The organism is Psychrobacillus sp. BM2, from assembly GCF_048572895.1.
Lineage (GTDB): Bacteria > Bacillota > Bacilli > Bacillales_A > Planococcaceae > Psychrobacillus.
In genome coordinates this window covers 1,743,030-1,761,353 of record NZ_CP183878.1, presented here as the reverse complement: position 1 = coordinate 1,761,353, position 18,324 = coordinate 1,743,030, and the positions used below count along the sequence as shown (strand labels likewise).

Sequence of the window (18,324 nt, the reverse complement as noted above, 5' to 3'; positions counted from 1 at the left end):
TTGTCATGACCAACCATTTTTATCGTTCACACTGTTAAATTAAAATAATTTACTATAGTCTTCATAGCCTTCTTCTGCCAATTTATCTTTTGGTACAAAACGGAGTGCCGCGGAATTGATGCAATAGCGTAGTCCTGTTTCTTCCTTAGGACCATCAGGGAATACATGACCAAGATGCGAGTCCGCTGTTTTGCTACGAACCTCTACCCTTCTCATGCCATGGGTATCATCAAATTTCTCTAAAACCTCATGTTCTTCAATTGGACGAGTAAAGCTTGGCCAACCACAACCCGCATCATATTTATCTTTTGAATGGAATAAAGGTTTGCCAGATACTACATCAACATATATACCTTCATCAAAATGCTTATCATATTCACCTTGGAATGGTGGTTCTGTGCCATTTTGTTGCGTAACATAATATTGCATTTCTGTTAAGTTCTCTTTCATTTAAAGCCCCTCCTTCATTCTTTCAACAAATGCAGCTCTGCCGGATCCAGTAAAATATCGATTATAGTGACCAGGATTTTTCTTATAATAGTCTTGATGATAATCCTCTGCTGGATAAAACTCAGCGGCAGGTAGTATTTTCACCGCAATTTTCACATTAAATTTCCCAGATGCATCTAAAGCATCCTTAGACGCAATTGCTTTTTCTTTTTGCTCTTCTGTGTGATAAAAAATGGCTGTTTGATACGATGAGCCACGATCAAAAAATTGACCATTGTCATCTGTCGGATCAATATTGAGCCAAAAAATTTCCAATAAACGATCATATGAAAATACAGCTGGGTCAAAAGTGATTTGAACTGCTTCATAATGTCCCGTTGCGTTGGAACAAACCTGTTCATATGTTGGGTTAGGTACATGTCCACCCGTGTATCCTGAGACCACTTCTTCAATTCCATCGTACGAATCAAAAGGCTTCACCATACACCAAAAACAGCCACCTGCAAAAGTTGCTTTTTCCATCGTTTCGCCCCCTATTCTTTTGGTATTACAATTTCAAGCGTAATGATATCCTCTGCTAAATTCAACTCTTTTGCTCGGACACGAACACCAGAAGTCATCGGGATATCTGATAATTGGATGAGGACTTCCTCTTCGGCTGGATTTACAACCATCCAATTTGGAAGCTCGACTGAATCCCTCAATAGCCTTAAAATCATTTCAGGTTCCATTTTTTGGGGTCCAATTTCAACTGATGATTGCTCTAATCGAATATTACCATTCTTTTCTACATATGGTTCAAAAAACATTTTCACAGGGAAATTAAGAGAAAAGAGAGTAAACTCAGACGACAAAACAATTTGATCATCTACTGTAAGTTGAAGTGGAAGAGGCTTTCCACCTATCTCTTTTTTTATATAAGTATTTGCAATAGCTTGAAAATCCTCTTTTGTTGCATTTACAGTTAACACATTCCCTTCTGGAGGGGTGCTAGTTTCCTCAATCAACACGGATTCAACTGGAGTTGTTATCCAATAAATGAAGGTTCCAATACTGCCGATAATAATTATTACTAATAAAAAAAATGCAATTTTCCACTTATTCATCCCATCAACTCCTTAAAACAACAATTCCCAACTATCCACATCTATTAAACCACATTCCTGCATCCTATTAACTATTTCTTCAAGGACAAGTTGATATCCTTTACTGTTTGGATGAAAAAAGTCCGTATGATAAACCAAATTAGTATTTGTTACGAAAAGATGGTCAATAGGTACAAAACAAGCATTGCTGTCACTATTAGCCGTCGCCTGTATGGTTTCATTCCAATCGTCTAAAATTAGGTCGAACTCACTTTTTTCATCTGTGACAATCGTAATAGGATTATATAAACCCATTATTATTATAGGAGCAGTACTATTAATCTCCCGGATTTCATGAAGAATTTGAACATAATTCCTTTCAAACTTTTCTAATTCCTTTTCAAACGCCTCAACCTTTAGATTGAACAAGTCTTTCTTAACAACCTTCATGATGTCATTTCCACCAATGGTTAATGTAATTATATTGGCTTTTCGAATTTGGTGGTCAACTTCTCCATTTTTCAACATCTTTAAAAGTTGATCGCTTCTACGGCCTCTTTTTGCAGTATTGGTTAATAAAACGTCTTCTATTCCATTATATTGTGAAAAATGTTGCTGAAGACGTCCTAAATAACCTTCTCTCATTAGTTCATCCCCGACTCCTTGTGTCAAAGAATCCCCAAGTCCTACTACTTCAATCGTTCGAGGAAAAAAATCAAATGGAATAACATATTCTTCAAAAAGAACCTCCTGCTTTTCCGAAAAACTAACTTCCACCAGATCATTGGAATTACATCCTATTAGAAAAATAACGCAAATAATCATTATAAAATATTTCATTAGAAACCCCTTTTTTAAAAAAGTAAAACTTCGTTGACTGAGTGAACATGAAACTTAGGCAAATATAGCCTTATCACTCGGCAATGCATGGGTGTCCAGCCTCCTGTTGGCACGAACCATTCGGGATAAAACAAAAGCAGGGATAAGTATTCCTCCCTGCCTTTTGTCTATTCAGTCATGTACATAAATCCAATAGCACCAGGTCCTGTATGTGTGCTAATGACAGGTGATGTAAATGAAACTTTGATATCTAGAAATCCCGATTCTTTTATTAGGTTCATCAAAGGAGTAGCCATAGAAAAACCATTTGCATGTGAAATACCAACCGCTTTGACAACTTTTCCTTTTGTATCTGCAATATAACGGTCAAATAAGTAATGGACAACTTGCTTATGACTTCTTACTTTTGCAACTGGTGTATACTCTCCGCCTGTTAAACTTGCAATCGGCTTAATAGAAAGTAAAGACCCAAGCATTGCCTTCCCTTTTCCTATTCGACCACCTTTAACGAGGTTATCCAATGTATCTACAACGACAAATAAATCAGACTTCCCGCGAATATCTTCTACTTTTTTTATAATAGCTTCTTTTGATTCACCATTTGAAGCCATTTTTGCCGCTTCTTCAACTTGGAACAACAACGCAAAAGAAATAAATTTCGAATCGATTACAGTAACATCTGATTCTGACATCGTAGCAGCAGCTTGTGCCGATTTTACAGTACCACTCATGCCACCAGTCATATGTATAGAAATAACGTGATCACCATCTTTACCAAGCTCGTCGTATAGTTCCTTAAAGACCCCCGCTGATGGTTGTGATGATTTTGGCAGTTCTTTAGAAGTAGCCATTTTTTCAAGAAATTCTTCTGGTTTTATATCCACTCCGTCAATAAACGATTCGCTATCAATTTGAATTGTCAAAGGTACGACATGTATATTATATTGCTCAATTAGTTCTGGTGTTAAATCCGCTGTGGAGTCAGTTACAATGTGAACTTTCGGCATATGCTATCCCTTCCTTCCTACTTAATACTATTATAAGAAGAATACTGGTGTTCTGTAAACTATTTGCTAGCGGATCTTATTAATTCCATTTTTCCAACTTTAGATAGTTGGAAATTCTTTATAAATTTCTTCGTATTTTACCCACATACACTCTATAGTGTATGTGGGTAAAATACTAATTTGAACGATTGAAGGGAAGATTTTATTATTATTTTTTGATCGATACCTTATTTACTAACTTTTCTTTCATAAACCAAATAAGCATACGAAATACCATCTGGAGTTTGCATATCTTCCGTTGTGTTTACTAGCACCCATTCATCACCGTATGGTGGAAAAAAAGTATCCCCTTCAAAAGTTTGATGTATAAAGGTTATATAAAGTCTATCTGCTTCAGGTAAAATAGCACGGAAAATTTGTTCACCACCAATAACCATTACTTCCTTATGATGTGCTGAGGCTATTTCAATAGCTTTAGCTAAATCCGTCACTACCTCAGCGCCCTCTACTTGATAATCGCCATTTCTTGTGACAATGATATTTTTCCGTCCTGGTAACACTCGTCCAATGGATTCAAACGTTTTTCTTCCCATCACCATTGCTTTATCCATCGTCGTTTCTTTAAAATAGGCAAGGTCTCCCGGAATATGCCAAGGCATTTTGTGTTCAAATCCAATTACTCTATTAGGATCATGTGCAACGATAAGTGATATCATGAGCTTCCTCCTTCTATTTTTAAACGGCAATTGGGGCTTTAATTTTTGGATGTGGATCATAGCCATCTAATTTAATATCTTCTATCTCAAAATCAAATATAGACTCTTTTTGATCATTTAATAAGAGCTGTGGCAAAGCACGTGGATCTCTTTCCAACTGTGTTGTAACCTGTTCCATATGATTTATATATAAATGAGCGTCTCCTAAAGTATGGACAAATTCTCCAACTTCTAACTGACACTCTTTTGCTATTAAATGGGTTAATAATGCATAAGAGGCAATATTAAAGGGGACACCTAAAAATACATCAGCACTGCGCTGATAAAGCTGACAGGATAATTTTCCATTTGCCACATAAAATTGCATGAAAGCATGACAGGGAGGTAAAGCCATTTCGTCTACCTCTGCGGGGTTCCATGCAGTAATTATATGTCTTCTAGAGTCAGGATTTTTCTTAATCTGCTCTACGACATTTTGTAATTGGTCAATCGTTTGTCCACCCTGAGTCGGCCAGGATCTCCATTGACGACCATAGACGGGACCTAAGTCACCAAATTCTTCTGCAAAAGCATCATCCGTTAAGATTTTTTCACAAAATATATCCATTTGCTGTTGCATAACATCTTTAAATTCAGGATCCTTTGCTGCTCGAACTCCAAAATTAGTCATGTCAGGTCCTGTATAGCCCTCACTGTTTATCCACTTTTCAAATGCCCAGTCATCCCAAATATGATTATTCGCTTGAATAAGTGTTTTCACATTTGTATCACCTTTTAAAAACCATAACAGCTCGGTTGCAACTAAACGAAATGCCGTCTTTTTTGTTGTTAGAAGTGGGAAACCCTCTGACAGGTCAAATCGCATTTGATAGCCAAAGACACTTTTCGTACCAGTTCCTGTCCGATCTCCTTTTTCAACTCCATTATTTATAATATGTTTACATAAAGTAAGGTACTGCTCCATGTCAAATCCCTCTTTTCATTTTCATGCAAAAAAAGCTCTCACTAAGAGAGCCATTTTGGTGGTGTATTTTTTGACCAATATATGTCACCAAGCACATAATGTTTAGAATACTTATCTTCTGCCAAGTGATAATGGAAATTGAAATAATATCCTTCTTGCGGTTTTTTATCCGTTCTTACATGAAAACGGATCAGATCTTTTTTAGTTGAATCATTATAAATGTTAAAAATCTTTTCATGGTAATCTCCAGATGGCTGCTCAGAGATAGCTAAATGAGTTATTTTTTGATCCGTAGCTTTAGCAATAGTTATGTCAATTGCTTCTTGTATCTTCGGAAATATAACATCGTCAAATTCATGTTGGATCACTGGTCCAATCCGATTACCAAACTTTATGTATGCTTGTTCCCTGGCAGCATCCGCCATGTTTCCATAGTCTACTGATTCATCCGCTATTTTTACTTGCTCATAATCATGCCCATCAGAAGATATAGCCCTAGAAGGACTTTTGTTATCTAATATTTGCTCCCATATGAAATGGTTAGGAGATATTAGACCAAATGTTAAGAGTGCAACAGTTATGATTATTGACTTTTGGAACCATTTTTTCATCCTATTCACCTTCAATATTGGACAATTTTAGTAAAACTCTTCATTCTATTAAACGTTTTGACGAACTAAAGGTTTCATCTTCTTACTATTCATTGTACAATAAAATGTGTAAACACACCACAGAGCTTTTTGAACAAAGGAGGAAAATCACGATGGACGCAGGATTAGTTATAGGTATCGGATTTTTATTTTTATTAGCATATTTAACATCACTTAACTTCACGGATTGATTTGAATTTATTAAGTAAAGTTTTATGGAGAGTCATGGCTATCGTCATGGCTCTCTTTTCATTTTAATAAGAAGGGTATCTATTCGTCGTATGATAAATCGATAATTCCATAATGAAATTTAGAAGTTAATCTAATTTCTCTTTTAAATCCAAATTGATCAAACAAGGGCGATTTGAAATGTGCTTTTAATACAACTCTTTTTATTGCTACCCGTTTTGCCTCTTCTACCCACTCATTTGTTAGAGAATCATGGACACCAACTTCTCTTAAGACATGAAAATTGGAAGACTCCTCAATTACTTCTTCGAACATTGGATCTAAATAAACTACATCATAAGAATTGGAAGCTACTGTTTTCATATAGACAACTGCATCCTGATGAATAAGATGTATATTACGCATACTTTTTAGCAATGCCTGATTATTTGTTTCGTAGTTTTTTAGTCCCACATCCACTACATAAGCAATAGTTGGTTCCTTTTCACATGCCTGAACAACTCCAGTGTCCCCTACCGCATAAGAAGCAATAATGCTATCTGAGCAAAGGCCGGCTGTCGTATCTAAAAAATGATCACCCACTTCTAATCCTACTGCTTCTAAAAATGAATCATGTTCTCCATTTAATAGTCTCTTTATACGAAACGCAGCAGAATTAGGATGAAAGAAAAAAGGAGAAGTGGAACCGTAAGTATACAGTTCCAATCTCTCTTTGCTCACAACGAGCACATTTGCATGGTGCTCTTGTTGTATAGTAGAAACGGATTTCTTTTGCCGTTTTATATATGGTAAATTTAATAGTTTAGAAATTTCGCTTGCTTTAAAAATATATTTTTCGTTAGTTCTACCAGCTGTTGTTACTACAGTGTTCATGAAGAAACGACTTGTGAAAGAACTCCAGATAGATGATCTTTAATAGTTTCCATCGAGTTACTTTCAATTTGCTCACGTGGGATGAAATAAGCTAACTGATCATCTTTCCAAATGGCAATAGACGGTGAACTTGGCGGAACTTCCTCAAAATATCCTCTCATTGCTGCAGTAGCCTCTTGATCTTGTCCAGCAAATACAGTCACTAAGTTTTCAGGTTTTACTTCTAACTCATTTAACGCATGAACAACAGCAGGTCTAGCAAGTCCTGCAGCACAGCCACATACCGAATTAATAACGATTAAGGAAACTCCATTTGCTGTTGACATATGTTCTTGTACATCCTCAGGCGTAATAAGTTCTTTAAATCCAGCCCCTGTTAATTCACTTCTCATTGGCCCTACAATACCTCTCATATACTCATCGTAAGCATTCATGATTTCGCCCTCTTTCTTTTAGTTTCACATCTCCTATTATAACAACATTTTCACAACATAAGCTAATAACCTGTTTTCGTAGTTTTGCATAATCTTTCAGGATTTTTGTGACTTTTTTGTGATTTTTGTGACTTTCTTGTTCAACCAAAAATATTTTTGTGCAACATGTCAAACAAACTCCAAATCTTCAAGTTACCCATTCTTTTATATAACTCAAATAGAAAACCACCTACCATTAATCTGGTTGGTGGTTTTTAGCTTCTTCAGCTATATTCATTTTTTCACATACATTTCTAAGTTCTATTAATTGTTCTTTGCCCATTCTCGACATTTCATCTAATGCGCCAAGTATTAGCTCTGGATCATACTTATCAAGCATTTCATTAAATAATTCTTCTGTTCTATCCATCATTTCACAACCTTAATCCATTATTGTTACATCTACTATTTCATCTAAATTATATTCTTTAATTCCAAAAGGATTGTCTAGCTCAAGCGTTCTATGCTTTAAGTCCACACTCTCAATAGTTCCACCGTACAGTTCGATTACTCCATTCTTCCACAGTTTTAGTAGTATTTCACTTTTTCGTTTAATCGCACATTGTATAGTTTCTTCTATTGCATGGAGATCCCATTCATTTAAATCTGGTTTGGGTTCTCTTTTAATTTCTATACTGTATTCTCTTAGTAAGGCTACATGCTCTGGAAGCATCATGGCTACCCACTTCTTACTTCCTCTGTCTTGTAACTTGGATAAATCAAAAACTTGTTCAGGTTCGTAAAATTCATTATTCATATAACAGCACGCTCCTTATGTGAGACAGGAACAAATGCTAGTACATTTTCCATAATAAAAGTACGTTTAGCATTTCGTTTAAAACAAAACGCCTGGAATGTGTCACCTTGAATCTTCAGGACTTTCACTTGTCTTTTACTCATGTTCCCATTACTATCCAAATATATTAATTCAACTAGTTGGTTCCGTTCCATACATTTCATCAAATTTATACGCACATTTGTTCCCTCCTTCATGTTTTTAGTATACGAACAATTGTTCTTATTTACAACTAGTAATTTTTGGACAAATAAAAAAAGCGACCAACTCATTCGAGAAAGTCGCTTTTTTAGAAGAGAAGATACAAAATGGGAAATTATTTATCAATTTAATCTTTTTTATTAACCATTTTTCTTAAAGTCGTTAGGTACAGCGGACAATTTATACCCTATGACTAAATGTTGTCCAAGCTGAAGCTCTCTCTTAATCTACATCATATCTGTTAGTACCTCATAAAACTTGCTCCCACAATAATAAGCAGGATAAACAACACTACAATCAATGCAAAGTTAGATCCGCGATTACCGTAGTTGCCTTCACCATATTCAGACATCTTATTCCCCTCCTTTCTAATTACTATTTATAGATTATGCAGAGATTATAAGATGGTTAAGGTAATTTATCTTGTAATTATGAATTTAATTTGTATCTTTCTGTTGTAAATGTGTAAGAACAATAAAGTTGTTTAATTTTAAAGCCTAAAATAAGATTACACCGTCCTTAAATATGGACGGTGTAAAAATAAAGTTGTTTAATTGTTAGTCAATTGCAGAATAACAATTCATAGATGTAACAATAAAGTCGTTTAAATTGATAGTTGTTCCACACTAACACCCTATTGTGGTGTTAGTGCTCTTACAATGTAGTAATAATCGGTCCTTCCTTGGTAAGAATAACCGTATGTTCGTATTGAGCCACAAAGCTTTCATGGGTTAAGAAGGTCCATCCATCTTCGGATTGGAAAACTTCCTCTTCAAATGTAGAGATCATAGGCTCAAAGGCAATTACCATACCGTCTTTTAAAATTTCGTCATCCCAGCGGGTGAAGTAATTGAAAATATGTTTTGGTTCTTCATGAATCGAACGCCCAACACCGTGTCCAGTAAGATTTTTTATGACTGTTAAGCCATGCTGTTTCGCTACATTGTGTGCAGCTTTTCCGAGCGCGCTTTTTTTTGAACCTGGCTTTGCCTTCTTAAGTCCAGCATGGAATGCTTCTTTAGCAACGTCACATATTTTCTGTAAAGTTGTCTCTCCTTCCCCTACTACAAAGGAAATTCCGGTATCTGCGAAATACCCGTTTTTTGAACCTGAAACATCAATATTTACAATGTCCCCTTCTTGAATGGTCCTATTCCCCGGAATCCCATGCGCTACTTCTTCATTTATGCTAATGCACGTATATCCAGGAAAATCGTATTCTCCTTTTGGGGCAGATTGAGCTCCTGCTTTTTCAAACATCTCTCTCGCAATTTCATCGAGTTCTTTTGTGGTAATTCCAGGTTTCGTACTATGGACTAATTCATCTCGAATCGCTCCACAAATTTCACCAATTACTTTTAATCCAATAAAATCCTCTTTAGTCTTTGCAACCATTGTATAACCTCACTTTTTAAAGTATTTTATGATTAGTATTCCATTAAGTTTCTAGCATAAACGGAACGGTTTTTTCTTCAACAATCTGGCCCGTATGTTGTATTGTCACAATCCAGCTATTAACGTAATTGTATCAAACCTTTTAATGGATTATCGAACTTTATTTAAAATGATCAAACTTCATTTCAAAGCCACAACAGGGATTTTTTAAACACCTTTTTTGTAAATGTAACAACTTTATTGTTATTACACAGTAAACCTTTCAACGAAGTTTCTTTCAAATAAAAAAAGCCCCATCCACAATTAGTGAGCAGGGCTTTATAATAATTATTTAGTTTCATCTATTAAATACGTTAACCATCCATACTTAGCTTTAATTTTAGATTGAGCATCCTCTGCGGCTTCTTTTGTGGTAAATATACCGGTGTACATCCGGTACTTTGGATCAAACGATGTTGAATCAGCCGCCTCATATATCATCCATCCAAAATCGGCTTTAATTTTATCAAGGGCATCTGCAAATAATCGAGCGTTCGAGAATGTGCCTGTTTTAATACGGAAAATACCTTTTGTTTCATTCACTGGTTTCACTTCCTCGTTTTTCTCTTTGAATGGAACACCAAAGTATTTGCAAATACCTTGTACGTGTTCCCTAGCCACTTCTTTTTGAAAATCTAAATCCAACATAAGCCTAGCTTCACGAGAATTGTCCATAAAGCCATTTTCCGAAAGAATAGCGGGCATTTTTGTTTCTCTTAAAACATGGAAATCAGCTTCTTTAATGCCTCTCCATTTTTGATTAGTGCCTTGCTTCAAATATTCAGCTATACACTCTGCAAGCTTTCCAGACTGTTTATTTAAATTACCGGGAAAAACGAAAATTGAGTGTCCTTCTGCTGTGCCCCACGTGCCTCCCATAGCGTCATAATGAATAGAAAAGTAAGCATCTGCCCCTTTTGAGTTAGCTAGGTTTGTTCTAGCCACCAAAGAAGTATCTGCATCAGTTGGAGCAACTAATAAAGTCTTAAAACCAATATACTTGAGATATTCATCCATCAATTTAACTACTGCTCTATTAAATTCATTTTCCTTGATTGCTCGTCCTAATTCAGCAACTATTGGAGTTCGTTTTCCCGCGGTGTCTATTCCGTGACCATCATCTAATGCGATTAAATAGTTTGATGCTGTTGCCATAATCTCACCTTAATCCTTTTTTGGTCTGTCATATGTCAATGCTTTTTTGCTATCTGATAAGCCTTGTGTTGTTGGATCTGCAACTACTCCGCCAGCAAGTAAAACTAACATAAATGCATCCACATAGTTATTATATTCAGCCAAATCTATTAGACCTGAGTTATTAACAATCAAGCCGATAAAACCAAATAAAGCCACCCAAAATGGATAGCTTAAGAGACGTACTTTCCAATTGATTTTCATTGTGTGTTTTCCTCCTATTTGAATAAAAATTCTGTTACGTAGTAATAAATCAAACCTCCTGATGAAAGGAGACCAAGTAGCGCGGTACTAATTTTCATAAAGATGGTAGATACAGTGTTCCATTTAAGCATTTTGAATTCATGACTTTGTGTGGATCTAGTATTCTGAATTCCCATAGCCGTTTCTAAAAGACCATACAATTTTTCTGTTTGTTTTTCGGTCTGCTCACGCATAACATTTCGTGTTTCTGCACTAGTCATATGAATTGTATTTTCTAATACAATCGACTGTTCTTCTAGTTTTGTTATTCGTTCTTCATGCTTCGTGTCAACCTTTTCTAAAGCCTCTATTCGCTCATCATGGTCCTTTAATTTTTCACCATGTTGTGTTACTGTTTCAAACATAGAGTTGCCTCCTTCTGGCATCCTCTTCACCCCTTTTTAGCTAAATAAAAAGAGCACCCATTTGGATGCTCCTACTTTTGATTATTTTATCTTCGTAATGATTTCTTAAGCTTAATATTCCATTCACCCTCTTCTGGTCCATTAAAATCTTTCACCAATAAAGGACCTGAAAAAACTGTTTTTCCTTTTTCTCTTTTAAAAGTAAGTTTTTTGACCAACAATGCATCTTGTTGACGTTTTGCGAAAAGATTAGCGACCGAACTATCGGACGTGGATACATGGATAAACTGTCCATTTTCAGTATAAAGACCCTCTCCAACAACTTCATCTATTTCATCTGAACACTCGATAAACTTATTCAAATAAATCCCTCCCTCTTTCATCCACAATTCGACAAAAGATGAAGGGAATCCTTCAATTTTAATAAATACTTCTTACGACGCATAATGTTCCTATTGAGTATTATAAAAACCCATAAATGGTGGTTTTAATTGAAACGTTTTCTTAATTAATAAAGATAACCTAAAAAATCTAAGTCTCCTTCATCCCATTCATTCATTCCAATTTTCTTTATCATCAATTCACTTATTTCTTCATAACCTATACCCAGTATAGTTTGATTTTTATTATCGATTTTCAACCATTTACATTTGTTCTTGACAGATTTGTAGCCGTTATTTAAATACAATTTCTTATTATCGGCAAACAACAGTAAAAAATCAATATTTTTCTCTACACAGTATTTATCAATTTCTAATAGTAACAGTGAAGCTATCCCTTTTGTTCGAGAATCTCGTGAAACACACAAATCAATTATTCCAAGTACTTTTATAAGTTTTCCACTAAGATTCATAACTCGGTAATCTAACCCAACTTGTGCTAGAAGGTGTTTATCTTCGTTAAAAGCTAAGAATCTAAAATGAGGCACTTGTTTAAAATATATTCTATTATTTGGGTAAATATCCTGAAAACTCTCACTTAATAATACTTGAATATCCTTACTCAGTTCATTATCAATTTCGCACTCTACAACTTTTTTTATTTTCAAATTTTCTTCCCCAATATCAATTTTCTGTTCTATTCAGTACTATTCTTCATCGTAAATAAAAAACCCTTTATATTATACTTCTTTTTGTAACAAACTTATTGCACATAATGTTCCAACAACGACTTAAAATAGAACGTCATGATCTAATAGTGGTTTAATAATTATTTTATTGAAAATCTCATGGTAATCTCTTCGCCTATACGTCCAATTTGCCTCTCATTTGTATCTTCAAATCCTACTTTTAAATATAAGTTTTGTGCTGGTATATTTTCTTTATCTACTACTAAAACAACTTCGTCACATTTAGGAAATTCTGACTTAACAAACTCAGTCAATAGTGACATTCCTTTTTTTGCGTAGCCTTTTCCTTGCGCTGCATGATTAATTGATAGTGCAGTTAATAACAAAGCGTTCAGATTAGCGGAGTATTTCTTTACACGTTCATTTGAGTTTAAAAGAAAGAAACCAACAGGTGTATTATCACTTAAAATAACAATACGATGTTGTCCTTCTGTAGCTTCCTCAAATTTGTTTGGCAATGCAGAAAATTGTTTTTGTTCTTCTGTAAGTTCAAAAGAGTTCAATCCTATCAAATACTCACTTGAAAAATACTTTAGTTCAACACTGTTAAAATCCCCCACAATATAATTCCCCATTCATTTTTTCTATATCCTACCACTATATTAGATTTTGGTCATCCATTCATTTTAAATCTAGAGTTAAGATATATTTTTTAAGAATGGTTAATAATTTCTTTTATGCCTCCTCCTGCAAATTAAATGCATAAATAAAAGGAAGTGAAACATAAAAAATAACGCTAGCTTATGCTGCGTTTACTCTATTAAATATTATTAAGCCACTGGCGGCTTATAATCGCCTGCTAAAAACCCTACACCACTATCATCTAAATGTTCATATACTCCTGGTTTCAAAGTGCTTGGTACAGTTTCAAATTCCATTTTACCTAAAATAACACGTTGCGCTAATAATAAACTCATCATATCTTCATCTCCTAGTATTTTTATTAATAATTGAATTAAAAAACGAACTATCATGGATTAATCGCCAGAATAATTTCTGCCAATACTTCCTCATGAAAGTCCGCTCTGTCTGAATTTGCTTGTGACTGGGCTTTTAATAATGTGTTTTCTTGTTTCAACGATCCAAATTCTTCTTCTGGCACACTCACGTAGATGATTTGTTTTGTATCTTCTTCATAATTATCACTAAAAATTAAGAAGTTTCCTTGTGTAGTATTATGTTCTTCAATTAAGGCCATATGACTATGTGAATCCATGATAGATTGTCTGTCGGATTGCTTAGTATATTCAATCACAAATTTCATATCCCATTACGCTCCTTTTTTCTTATTTTTGTTCAGTGAATCCTAAGTTTATAAGGACTTCCCTAATTTGTGTATAGGATGTAGGATATGTTGTGCCGCTCGTCCACGCATATATGCGGACTATATCTGTTGGCTTTAACGTGAAGTCCTCTGTATAATCGATGTATTCTCCAGCGGTACTGCTGGTAATACTTCTTAAAATACCATTCGGAACACCGTTAATATAAATTTGTCCATATACCGTACACACAAGACCAGCAGACCCCATTTTACTTAATCGGTATTTTAATCGATAAGTCCCCTCTAATGTTACTTTAAGTGAACTAATTGACGGAACAGGTGTTGTTTGGTTGGTCTGCATAGTCACGTTATATACATCATATACTTTCAAATTTCCAGCCTCGATACCTGCTAATGTTCCGACAACCCCAAAAATGTTAACGCCCTTTTTAATATTTACAGGAATTAAATCCACGTCGCCTAACCCCACTTGTTCCCCCTCGTCATTAACGAAGGTAAACCCCGCTAAAGCTTGATTCGGTTGTAAATTTCCACCTCCCCCTGAACCACTATCTGCTAAAAAATCCGACCCTACTTTTCTAAATGAATATGGCTTGCCAGCTAGCAGTTTACCAGCTGCATATGCTACGCCTTTTTGGTCTTTAAGTGCGATTGTTCCAATACCGTTAATTGTTAGGGTAGGAGATGCTACATTTGTTACGTGTGGAATAATTGTAATCCCGAAAAATTCAGGTATATCCAAAGGCGCTGGATCAAGTGTGACTGTATAAGCCTTGGATGTCCCGCTAGTTGCGGATATTCCTGGATGCTTAACATAATCGGCCAAATGCGTCGTAAGAGCATCAGCATTTTCCTTTAATTCTGTGTCGATTGTGTCCCAATTGGGATTGATAACCGTTATGTCTGGTGGACTATCATTCAACTCTATTTTCTTTAAAGCGTAATTAGTAGTTTGTTGCAAGAAAATCACTCTCCTTTAATCTGTTAATCTGTAACATCCACTGTGATTACATAACTTTGACCCACATTAACTGGGTTAGGCGCTATGACAATATTTGAAACTACTGGTGCCACTGTATCCAAAATTACTGTTCTTGTAACACTACTCGTTTTACCAGCTGAATCTGTTGCGGTAATTACAATAGTATTTGTACCTTCAACGAGCGTTAATGCCTTACTAAAGTTCCCATTCCCATCCACAGTCGCTGAAGTAGCTGAACCAGTATTTAACTTAACCGTTACCGTAACTGGACTACTCGTTGCATCATTTGTGGAACCTACCACCGTTAAGGATGCTACATTTTGATAACTCGTCACTTCTGCAGGTGTCGTGATATTTAATGTTGGAGGAACAGTATCTACTGTAAAACTTCTTGAAACTGCCGTAGCTGTATTCCCGTCATTATCTTCTACATTCACTACAACGGAATGATTACCGTCTGCAAGCGCAGTTTGAGGAGTGTATGTCACGTTATATCCGCCTGTTACTGCCGTTACAACTACCCCAGGACTAGTATTTGTTAAAGTTGTTCCGCCGTCTACCTTTATTGTTAAGGAGCTTATCTTCACACCGGAGCCATTAGTTTCATCTCTTAATTGGAACGAGATGGCTGGTTTATTGGTTATGATAAAAGCTCCACTTGCAGGTGCAGTTATACTGATGGTAGGTTTCGTTACTTCTTTAACGAATAGTTTTAAACTATTGCCTAATGTTGCATGACTATCTGTAGCTGTTGTTATGTTACCCGCTAAGTCCTCTGCCTCCACAGAAACAGGATAATAGTGATCTGCATTTACGTTATAGCTCGTGATGTTAGGTGCTGCTATCGTTCCTTCATACTTGCCAGTAGTAGGATTTTTGGTTAACTCCACGCGTGAGCCATTTATTAGTACGCTTACTTTTTTTACTGTCAATACTCCACCTCCTAGTTATCGATTTTTTAAATTTAACCAATTGGTAATGTTATTTTTGATTTGTCCCCAACTAGCAAATGCACTCTTAATTTCATCCCAATTGTTTTCAACAATTTCTACTTCAATTCGGATTTGTTCCCCCACTTGTGTAGTTTGCAGTGGTTGCTGCCAATTTGCATTGGTGTTTTTTATAGTGGTCCAGTCTGCTGATTCGTTCAGATCTTGCCAACTGTAATTAGTTAGTATTTTTACTTCCGTAATCTTTATAGCCATTTTGTCACTCCTATTGTGGAGCTATATAATTTTTAACTGACTGCCAAGAATCCATATTTTTAACTGCATTCCAATCTTGGAAATTCGTTCGTACATCGCTCCACGTCGAGAAGTATTTAATGACTATCAACTTGATATGGGCAGGAGTCAAAGATTTTAATGCGCGAGCTATGTCTGCATATCGATATTCCTTTGAACTGTCTGGACTTAACACTTGAACTTGTAGTAGTCCAAAACCAGGTAAAGGATTGTTTGATTCATCAGCACCAAAAAAAGTTACTATACAATCACTTCCAGTAATTGTGTTAGCAACCTCTTTTACGACACTCTCATTCAGTTCTTTTCCTTTTTGCATGAGTGATAGTAAGTAAGAACGTCTTTGTTCTAATGTTCCTTCACCTTTGTATATCAAAAAACTCTCAATTCTTGTTATTTTCTCAATACTTGCGGTCCGAATAAAAACATCTAGATTAGATTTTTTTATCTGACTATATAAAACATCGAACTCTATATTTTCTGCTTGAAAAATAGCATTAAATTCTAATACGTCTTGTAGAATAATAGGAAGATATTTATTTAAGTCTACTTCTTTCTCTATATCTTCAATGACTTCTAAGTAAAAGGAATAGCGCGGATCTGTACTGTCTATATACGTCACCATACCGCCTTGTCCAATTTCTAGTCTAAGTGTATAAACACCGGCGACACTCGGAGCGTTTATGTCTTTACTCCAGGTTCCATCACCGTTATTAATTAAACTGTAAGACTTCCCATCAATGAAATACTTAATGTAGTCTATCATCCACTCACCACCGTTAAGTTAATGCTATTAATCCTTGGGATTTCTTCCCCAACCAATGGGATATCAACGATGCCCCCATTAATGGTAAAGCTATTCAAGTCAGCGACACTCTGATTATCTAAAATAGTTACAGCTGTTCTCATATAGCTCACACTATCTTTTTGGAAAGTAATACTAGCCAAGTAATCACTGATGGATTCTGCAACTCCTGAAGGCTCCGTATATCCTTCTGCTAATACAATATTCCCAGAGATATTTATTTCTTTCGTAATTCCACCTGAAACAGTTACCTTGGCACCTATTGGAGCTACCCCATTACCAAGCCCTGTACCTCCTGGGTCTAGGTAGTTTTGAAACGAATTTACCAATGTAGAATCTGCAACTTGATATGACCTATTAGTAATAGCAACCTTTACCGTATTTCCTCCATTCCATAAGGGAAACACTTTAGATATCCCAATTCCGTCATAAGCCTCTGCCCATTCTTTGTATTGAGCGGTATTTCCGTCTTGTGCAGGCTCGACTACTCTTCGTCTATACCGTTCACGCAACTGTTCATCCGTTTCTTCTTCTACTCCAGCGACAATAACATCTGTTAACTTAGAGATGGTTAAGCCGTCTATATACTCAATTGGCACAAGATCTCCGCTATAAATATTTCCTTGAGCTCCTGGCTGTTCACATTCCATTTTATATTCAAAATTAGTTATTTTTTCGAGGGCAATAAATGTATTGCTTTCTGAACTGAATCTAGATCCAATTGATATATTTATATTAAATACACCTTTTCTAATTGCCTTTGTAGCATTTTTCCGAAACACACCGTTCTGATATGCTAGTTCCGTTAATTCATATCCGGTAGTTGTATCTACAGACACTAGATCATTTAACGAATTCATAGAAATATGGGCTTGTGCAAGTTCAGCAGCTGAAGGAGCAAGCGCATCATAGATGATTGATCCCTCTCGTTTATCCATTTCACTAGGAATTCTTGCTAGCATACGTTCTAAAATTGACTCAAAGGTTTGAGATTCATTCATTAGATACTCACCGTTCTTTCCTCTTCAACATCACCAAATATAGAGTGCACAGTAAAAGATGCATGCACTTTCTTTTTGTTTATTTGAAATCCGAAGCTATCAACAGAAGTGATACGATCATCTTGCACAAGCGCCTCAATTATCCGACGTTTAACTTCAGGCAATACATAATCAGTGGACTGGCCAATCAAATCATTGAATTCTACTCCATAATTCCAGGAATAAATTAAATAGTCGTATCGTTCAATACTAAGCATTAAAAAAATCGCTTGTTTCAAGGATTCGAGTTCATCGATATTCCCAACAATGCGATTCTTATCCTTTATTAACATGTAGGTCTTGCTAGGTAAAGTTATTTCTTCAAAATCTACGGTTAAATCATCGTTTTGTTGCGGTATCAT

At 35.6% G+C, this 18,324-nt stretch carries 29 protein-coding genes; all 29 read right to left on the bottom strand.

The window, feature by feature from the left end; translation table 11 throughout:
• Window positions 1-39 precede the first annotated feature (39 nt).
• A complete protein-coding gene (gene msrB / locus ACN6MX_RS08235) occupies window positions 40-450 on the bottom strand; it encodes a peptide-methionine (R)-S-oxide reductase MsrB (protein ID WP_419962140.1) in 411 nt (136 codons plus the stop codon).
• Window positions 451-972 (bottom strand): peptide-methionine (S)-S-oxide reductase MsrA, encoded by a 522-nt coding sequence (gene msrA / locus ACN6MX_RS08230; protein ID WP_419962139.1) that lies wholly within the window; start codon window positions 970-972, stop codon window positions 451-453.
• 11 nt (window positions 973-983) lie between these two features.
• Window positions 984-1,556: a YpmS family protein gene (locus tag ACN6MX_RS08225; protein ID WP_419962138.1), complete on the bottom strand. Its 573-nt coding sequence runs from the start codon at window positions 1,554-1,556 to the stop codon at window positions 984-986.
• A 12-nt stretch (window positions 1,557-1,568) separates the two neighbouring features.
• Window positions 1,569-2,375 carry a GDSL-type esterase/lipase family protein gene (locus tag ACN6MX_RS08220; protein ID WP_419962137.1) on the bottom strand — a complete coding sequence of 269 codons (807 nt, stop codon included), beginning with the start codon at window positions 2,373-2,375 and terminating at the stop codon, window positions 1,569-1,571.
• 167 nt (window positions 2,376-2,542) lie between these two features.
• A complete protein-coding gene (locus tag ACN6MX_RS08215; protein WP_419962136.1) occupies window positions 2,543-3,382 on the bottom strand; it encodes a DegV family protein in 840 nt (279 codons plus the stop codon).
• 227 nt (window positions 3,383-3,609) lie between these two features.
• Window positions 3,610-4,098: a dihydrofolate reductase gene (locus ACN6MX_RS08210; RefSeq protein ID WP_419962135.1), complete on the bottom strand. Its 489-nt coding sequence runs from the start codon at window positions 4,096-4,098 to the stop codon at window positions 3,610-3,612.
• A 19-nt stretch (window positions 4,099-4,117) separates the two neighbouring features.
• On the bottom strand, window positions 4,118-5,062 hold the full coding sequence (locus tag ACN6MX_RS08205; RefSeq protein WP_419962134.1) for a thymidylate synthase: 945 nt from the start codon (window positions 5,060-5,062) through the stop codon (window positions 4,118-4,120).
• A gap of 41 nt (window positions 5,063-5,103) precedes the next feature.
• Window positions 5,104-5,673 (bottom strand): YpjP family protein, encoded by a 570-nt coding sequence (locus ACN6MX_RS08200; RefSeq protein ID WP_419962133.1) that lies wholly within the window; start codon window positions 5,671-5,673, stop codon window positions 5,104-5,106.
• A gap of 309 nt (window positions 5,674-5,982) precedes the next feature.
• Window positions 5,983-6,774 (bottom strand): class I SAM-dependent methyltransferase, encoded by a 792-nt coding sequence (locus tag ACN6MX_RS08195; protein WP_419962132.1) that lies wholly within the window; start codon window positions 6,772-6,774, stop codon window positions 5,983-5,985.
• Window positions 6,771-7,208, bottom strand: coding sequence for a BrxA/BrxB family bacilliredoxin (locus tag ACN6MX_RS08190; protein WP_419962131.1), 438 nt, complete (start codon window positions 7,206-7,208; stop codon window positions 6,771-6,773). The genes ACN6MX_RS08195 and ACN6MX_RS08190 overlap by 4 nt, the downstream gene beginning before the upstream one ends.
• A gap of 235 nt (window positions 7,209-7,443) precedes the next feature.
• A complete protein-coding gene (locus ACN6MX_RS08185; RefSeq protein ID WP_419962130.1) occupies window positions 7,444-7,620 on the bottom strand; it encodes a hypothetical protein in 177 nt (58 codons plus the stop codon).
• Between the two features lie 9 nt (window positions 7,621-7,629).
• Window positions 7,630-8,004, bottom strand: coding sequence for a YolD-like family protein (locus ACN6MX_RS08180; protein ID WP_419962129.1), 375 nt, complete (start codon window positions 8,002-8,004; stop codon window positions 7,630-7,632).
• Window positions 8,001-8,222, bottom strand: coding sequence for a transcriptional regulator (locus ACN6MX_RS08175; protein ID WP_419962128.1), 222 nt, complete (start codon window positions 8,220-8,222; stop codon window positions 8,001-8,003). Before ACN6MX_RS08175 ends, ACN6MX_RS08180 begins: the two co-directional genes overlap by 4 nt.
• 263 nt (window positions 8,223-8,485) lie before the next feature.
• The gene (locus ACN6MX_RS08170; RefSeq protein ID WP_419962127.1) at window positions 8,486-8,596 is read right to left on the bottom strand and encodes a YjcZ family sporulation protein; all 111 of its coding nucleotides are present in this window, start codon (window positions 8,594-8,596) and stop codon (window positions 8,486-8,488) included.
• Window positions 8,597-8,898: 302 nt separating this feature from the next.
• A complete protein-coding gene (gene map / locus ACN6MX_RS08165) occupies window positions 8,899-9,639 on the bottom strand; it encodes a type I methionyl aminopeptidase (protein WP_419962126.1) in 741 nt (246 codons plus the stop codon).
• 327 nt (window positions 9,640-9,966) lie between these two features.
• Window positions 9,967-10,833: an N-acetylmuramoyl-L-alanine amidase gene (locus ACN6MX_RS08160; protein WP_419962125.1), complete on the bottom strand. Its 867-nt coding sequence runs from the start codon at window positions 10,831-10,833 to the stop codon at window positions 9,967-9,969.
• A 9-nt stretch (window positions 10,834-10,842) separates the two neighbouring features.
• Entirely contained in the window at window positions 10,843-11,076 is a 234-nt protein-coding gene (locus tag ACN6MX_RS08155; protein WP_419962124.1) for a phage holin, read from the bottom strand.
• Window positions 11,077-11,090: 14 nt separating this feature from the next.
• Entirely contained in the window at window positions 11,091-11,480 is a 390-nt protein-coding gene (locus tag ACN6MX_RS08150; protein ID WP_419962123.1) for a hypothetical protein, read from the bottom strand.
• A gap of 86 nt (window positions 11,481-11,566) precedes the next feature.
• Window positions 11,567-11,842 (bottom strand): hypothetical protein, encoded by a 276-nt coding sequence (locus tag ACN6MX_RS08145; protein ID WP_419962122.1) that lies wholly within the window; start codon window positions 11,840-11,842, stop codon window positions 11,567-11,569.
• Between the two features lie 146 nt (window positions 11,843-11,988).
• Window positions 11,989-12,528, bottom strand: coding sequence for a GNAT family N-acetyltransferase (locus ACN6MX_RS08140; RefSeq protein WP_419962121.1), 540 nt, complete (start codon window positions 12,526-12,528; stop codon window positions 11,989-11,991).
• Window positions 12,529-12,689: 161 nt separating this feature from the next.
• Window positions 12,690-13,184 carry a GNAT family N-acetyltransferase gene (locus tag ACN6MX_RS08135; protein ID WP_419962120.1) on the bottom strand — a complete coding sequence of 165 codons (495 nt, stop codon included), beginning with the start codon at window positions 13,182-13,184 and terminating at the stop codon, window positions 12,690-12,692.
• 195 nt (window positions 13,185-13,379) lie between these two features.
• Window positions 13,380-13,529, bottom strand: a complete 150-nt coding sequence (locus tag ACN6MX_RS08130; protein WP_419962119.1) for a hypothetical protein — start codon at window positions 13,527-13,529, stop codon at window positions 13,380-13,382.
• Between the two features lie 50 nt (window positions 13,530-13,579).
• The gene (locus tag ACN6MX_RS08125; RefSeq protein ID WP_419962118.1) at window positions 13,580-13,873 is read right to left on the bottom strand and encodes a hypothetical protein; all 294 of its coding nucleotides are present in this window, start codon (window positions 13,871-13,873) and stop codon (window positions 13,580-13,582) included.
• A 22-nt stretch (window positions 13,874-13,895) separates the two neighbouring features.
• On the bottom strand, window positions 13,896-14,855 hold the full coding sequence (locus ACN6MX_RS08120; RefSeq protein WP_419962117.1) for a hypothetical protein: 960 nt from the start codon (window positions 14,853-14,855) through the stop codon (window positions 13,896-13,898).
• Window positions 14,856-14,878: 23 nt separating this feature from the next.
• The gene (locus ACN6MX_RS08115; protein WP_419962116.1) at window positions 14,879-15,808 is read right to left on the bottom strand and encodes an Ig-like domain-containing protein; all 930 of its coding nucleotides are present in this window, start codon (window positions 15,806-15,808) and stop codon (window positions 14,879-14,881) included.
• A 15-nt stretch (window positions 15,809-15,823) separates the two neighbouring features.
• Entirely contained in the window at window positions 15,824-16,081 is a 258-nt protein-coding gene (locus ACN6MX_RS08110; protein WP_419962115.1) for a hypothetical protein, read from the bottom strand.
• A 10-nt stretch (window positions 16,082-16,091) separates the two neighbouring features.
• The gene (locus ACN6MX_RS08105; RefSeq protein WP_419962114.1) at window positions 16,092-16,883 is read right to left on the bottom strand and encodes a putative phage tail protein; all 792 of its coding nucleotides are present in this window, start codon (window positions 16,881-16,883) and stop codon (window positions 16,092-16,094) included.
• Entirely contained in the window at window positions 16,880-17,923 is a 1,044-nt protein-coding gene (locus ACN6MX_RS08100; protein ID WP_419962113.1) for a baseplate J/gp47 family protein, read from the bottom strand. The genes ACN6MX_RS08105 and ACN6MX_RS08100 overlap by 4 nt, the downstream gene beginning before the upstream one ends.
• Window positions 17,923-18,324, bottom strand: coding sequence for a DUF2634 domain-containing protein (locus ACN6MX_RS08095; protein ID WP_419962112.1), 402 nt, complete (start codon window positions 18,322-18,324; stop codon window positions 17,923-17,925). Before ACN6MX_RS08095 ends, ACN6MX_RS08100 begins: the two co-directional genes overlap by 1 nt.

What these genes read in the sequence shown, in the direction of transcription:
- msrB (WP_419962140.1), bottom strand. Translation starts at nt 450, where the DNA reads ATGAAAGAGAACTTAACAGAAATGCAATATTATGTTACGCAACAAAAT.
- msrA (WP_419962139.1), bottom strand. Translation starts at nt 972, where the DNA reads ATGGAAAAAGCAACTTTTGCAGGTGGCTGTTTTTGGTGTATGGTGAAG.
- ACN6MX_RS08225 (WP_419962138.1), bottom strand. Translation starts at nt 1,556, where the DNA reads ATGAATAAGTGGAAAATTGCATTTTTTTTATTAGTAATAATTATTATC.
- ACN6MX_RS08220 (WP_419962137.1), bottom strand. Translation starts at nt 2,375, where the DNA reads ATGAAATATTTTATAATGATTATTTGCGTTATTTTTCTAATAGGATGT.
- ACN6MX_RS08215 (WP_419962136.1), bottom strand. Translation starts at nt 3,382, where the DNA reads ATGCCGAAAGTTCACATTGTAACTGACTCCACAGCGGATTTAACACCA.
- ACN6MX_RS08210 (WP_419962135.1), bottom strand. Translation starts at nt 4,098, where the DNA reads ATGATATCACTTATCGTTGCACATGATCCTAATAGAGTAATTGGATTT.
- ACN6MX_RS08205 (WP_419962134.1), bottom strand. Translation starts at nt 5,062, where the DNA reads ATGGAGCAGTACCTTACTTTATGTAAACATATTATAAATAATGGAGTT.
- ACN6MX_RS08200 (WP_419962133.1), bottom strand. Translation starts at nt 5,673, where the DNA reads ATGAAAAAATGGTTCCAAAAGTCAATAATCATAACTGTTGCACTCTTA.
- ACN6MX_RS08195 (WP_419962132.1), bottom strand. Translation starts at nt 6,774, where the DNA reads ATGAACACTGTAGTAACAACAGCTGGTAGAACTAACGAAAAATATATT.
- ACN6MX_RS08190 (WP_419962131.1), bottom strand. Translation starts at nt 7,208, where the DNA reads ATGAATGCTTACGATGAGTATATGAGAGGTATTGTAGGGCCAATGAGA.
- ACN6MX_RS08185 (WP_419962130.1), bottom strand. Translation starts at nt 7,620, where the DNA reads ATGATGGATAGAACAGAAGAATTATTTAATGAAATGCTTGATAAGTAT.
- ACN6MX_RS08180 (WP_419962129.1), bottom strand. Translation starts at nt 8,004, where the DNA reads ATGAATAATGAATTTTACGAACCTGAACAAGTTTTTGATTTATCCAAG.
- ACN6MX_RS08170 (WP_419962127.1), bottom strand. Translation starts at nt 8,596, where the DNA reads ATGTCTGAATATGGTGAAGGCAACTACGGTAATCGCGGATCTAACTTT.
- map (WP_419962126.1), bottom strand. Translation starts at nt 9,639, where the DNA reads ATGGTTGCAAAGACTAAAGAGGATTTTATTGGATTAAAAGTAATTGGT.
- ACN6MX_RS08160 (WP_419962125.1), bottom strand. Translation starts at nt 10,833, where the DNA reads ATGGCAACAGCATCAAACTATTTAATCGCATTAGATGATGGTCACGGA.
- ACN6MX_RS08155 (WP_419962124.1), bottom strand. Translation starts at nt 11,076, where the DNA reads ATGAAAATCAATTGGAAAGTACGTCTCTTAAGCTATCCATTTTGGGTG.
- ACN6MX_RS08150 (WP_419962123.1), bottom strand. Translation starts at nt 11,480, where the DNA reads ATGTTTGAAACAGTAACACAACATGGTGAAAAATTAAAGGACCATGAT.
- ACN6MX_RS08135 (WP_419962120.1), bottom strand. Translation starts at nt 13,184, where the DNA reads ATGGGGAATTATATTGTGGGGGATTTTAACAGTGTTGAACTAAAGTAT.
- ACN6MX_RS08130 (WP_419962119.1), bottom strand. Translation starts at nt 13,529, where the DNA reads ATGATGAGTTTATTATTAGCGCAACGTGTTATTTTAGGTAAAATGGAA.
- ACN6MX_RS08125 (WP_419962118.1), bottom strand. Translation starts at nt 13,873, where the DNA reads ATGAAATTTGTGATTGAATATACTAAGCAATCCGACAGACAATCTATC.
- ACN6MX_RS08110 (WP_419962115.1), bottom strand. Translation starts at nt 16,081, where the DNA reads ATGGCTATAAAGATTACGGAAGTAAAAATACTAACTAATTACAGTTGG.
- ACN6MX_RS08105 (WP_419962114.1), bottom strand. Translation starts at nt 16,883, where the DNA reads ATGATAGACTACATTAAGTATTTCATTGATGGGAAGTCTTACAGTTTA.
- ACN6MX_RS08100 (WP_419962113.1), bottom strand. Translation starts at nt 17,923, where the DNA reads ATGAATGAATCTCAAACCTTTGAGTCAATTTTAGAACGTATGCTAGCA.
- ACN6MX_RS08095 (WP_419962112.1), bottom strand. Translation starts at nt 18,324, where the DNA reads ATGATACCGCAACAAAACGATGATTTAACCGTAGATTTTGAAGAAATA.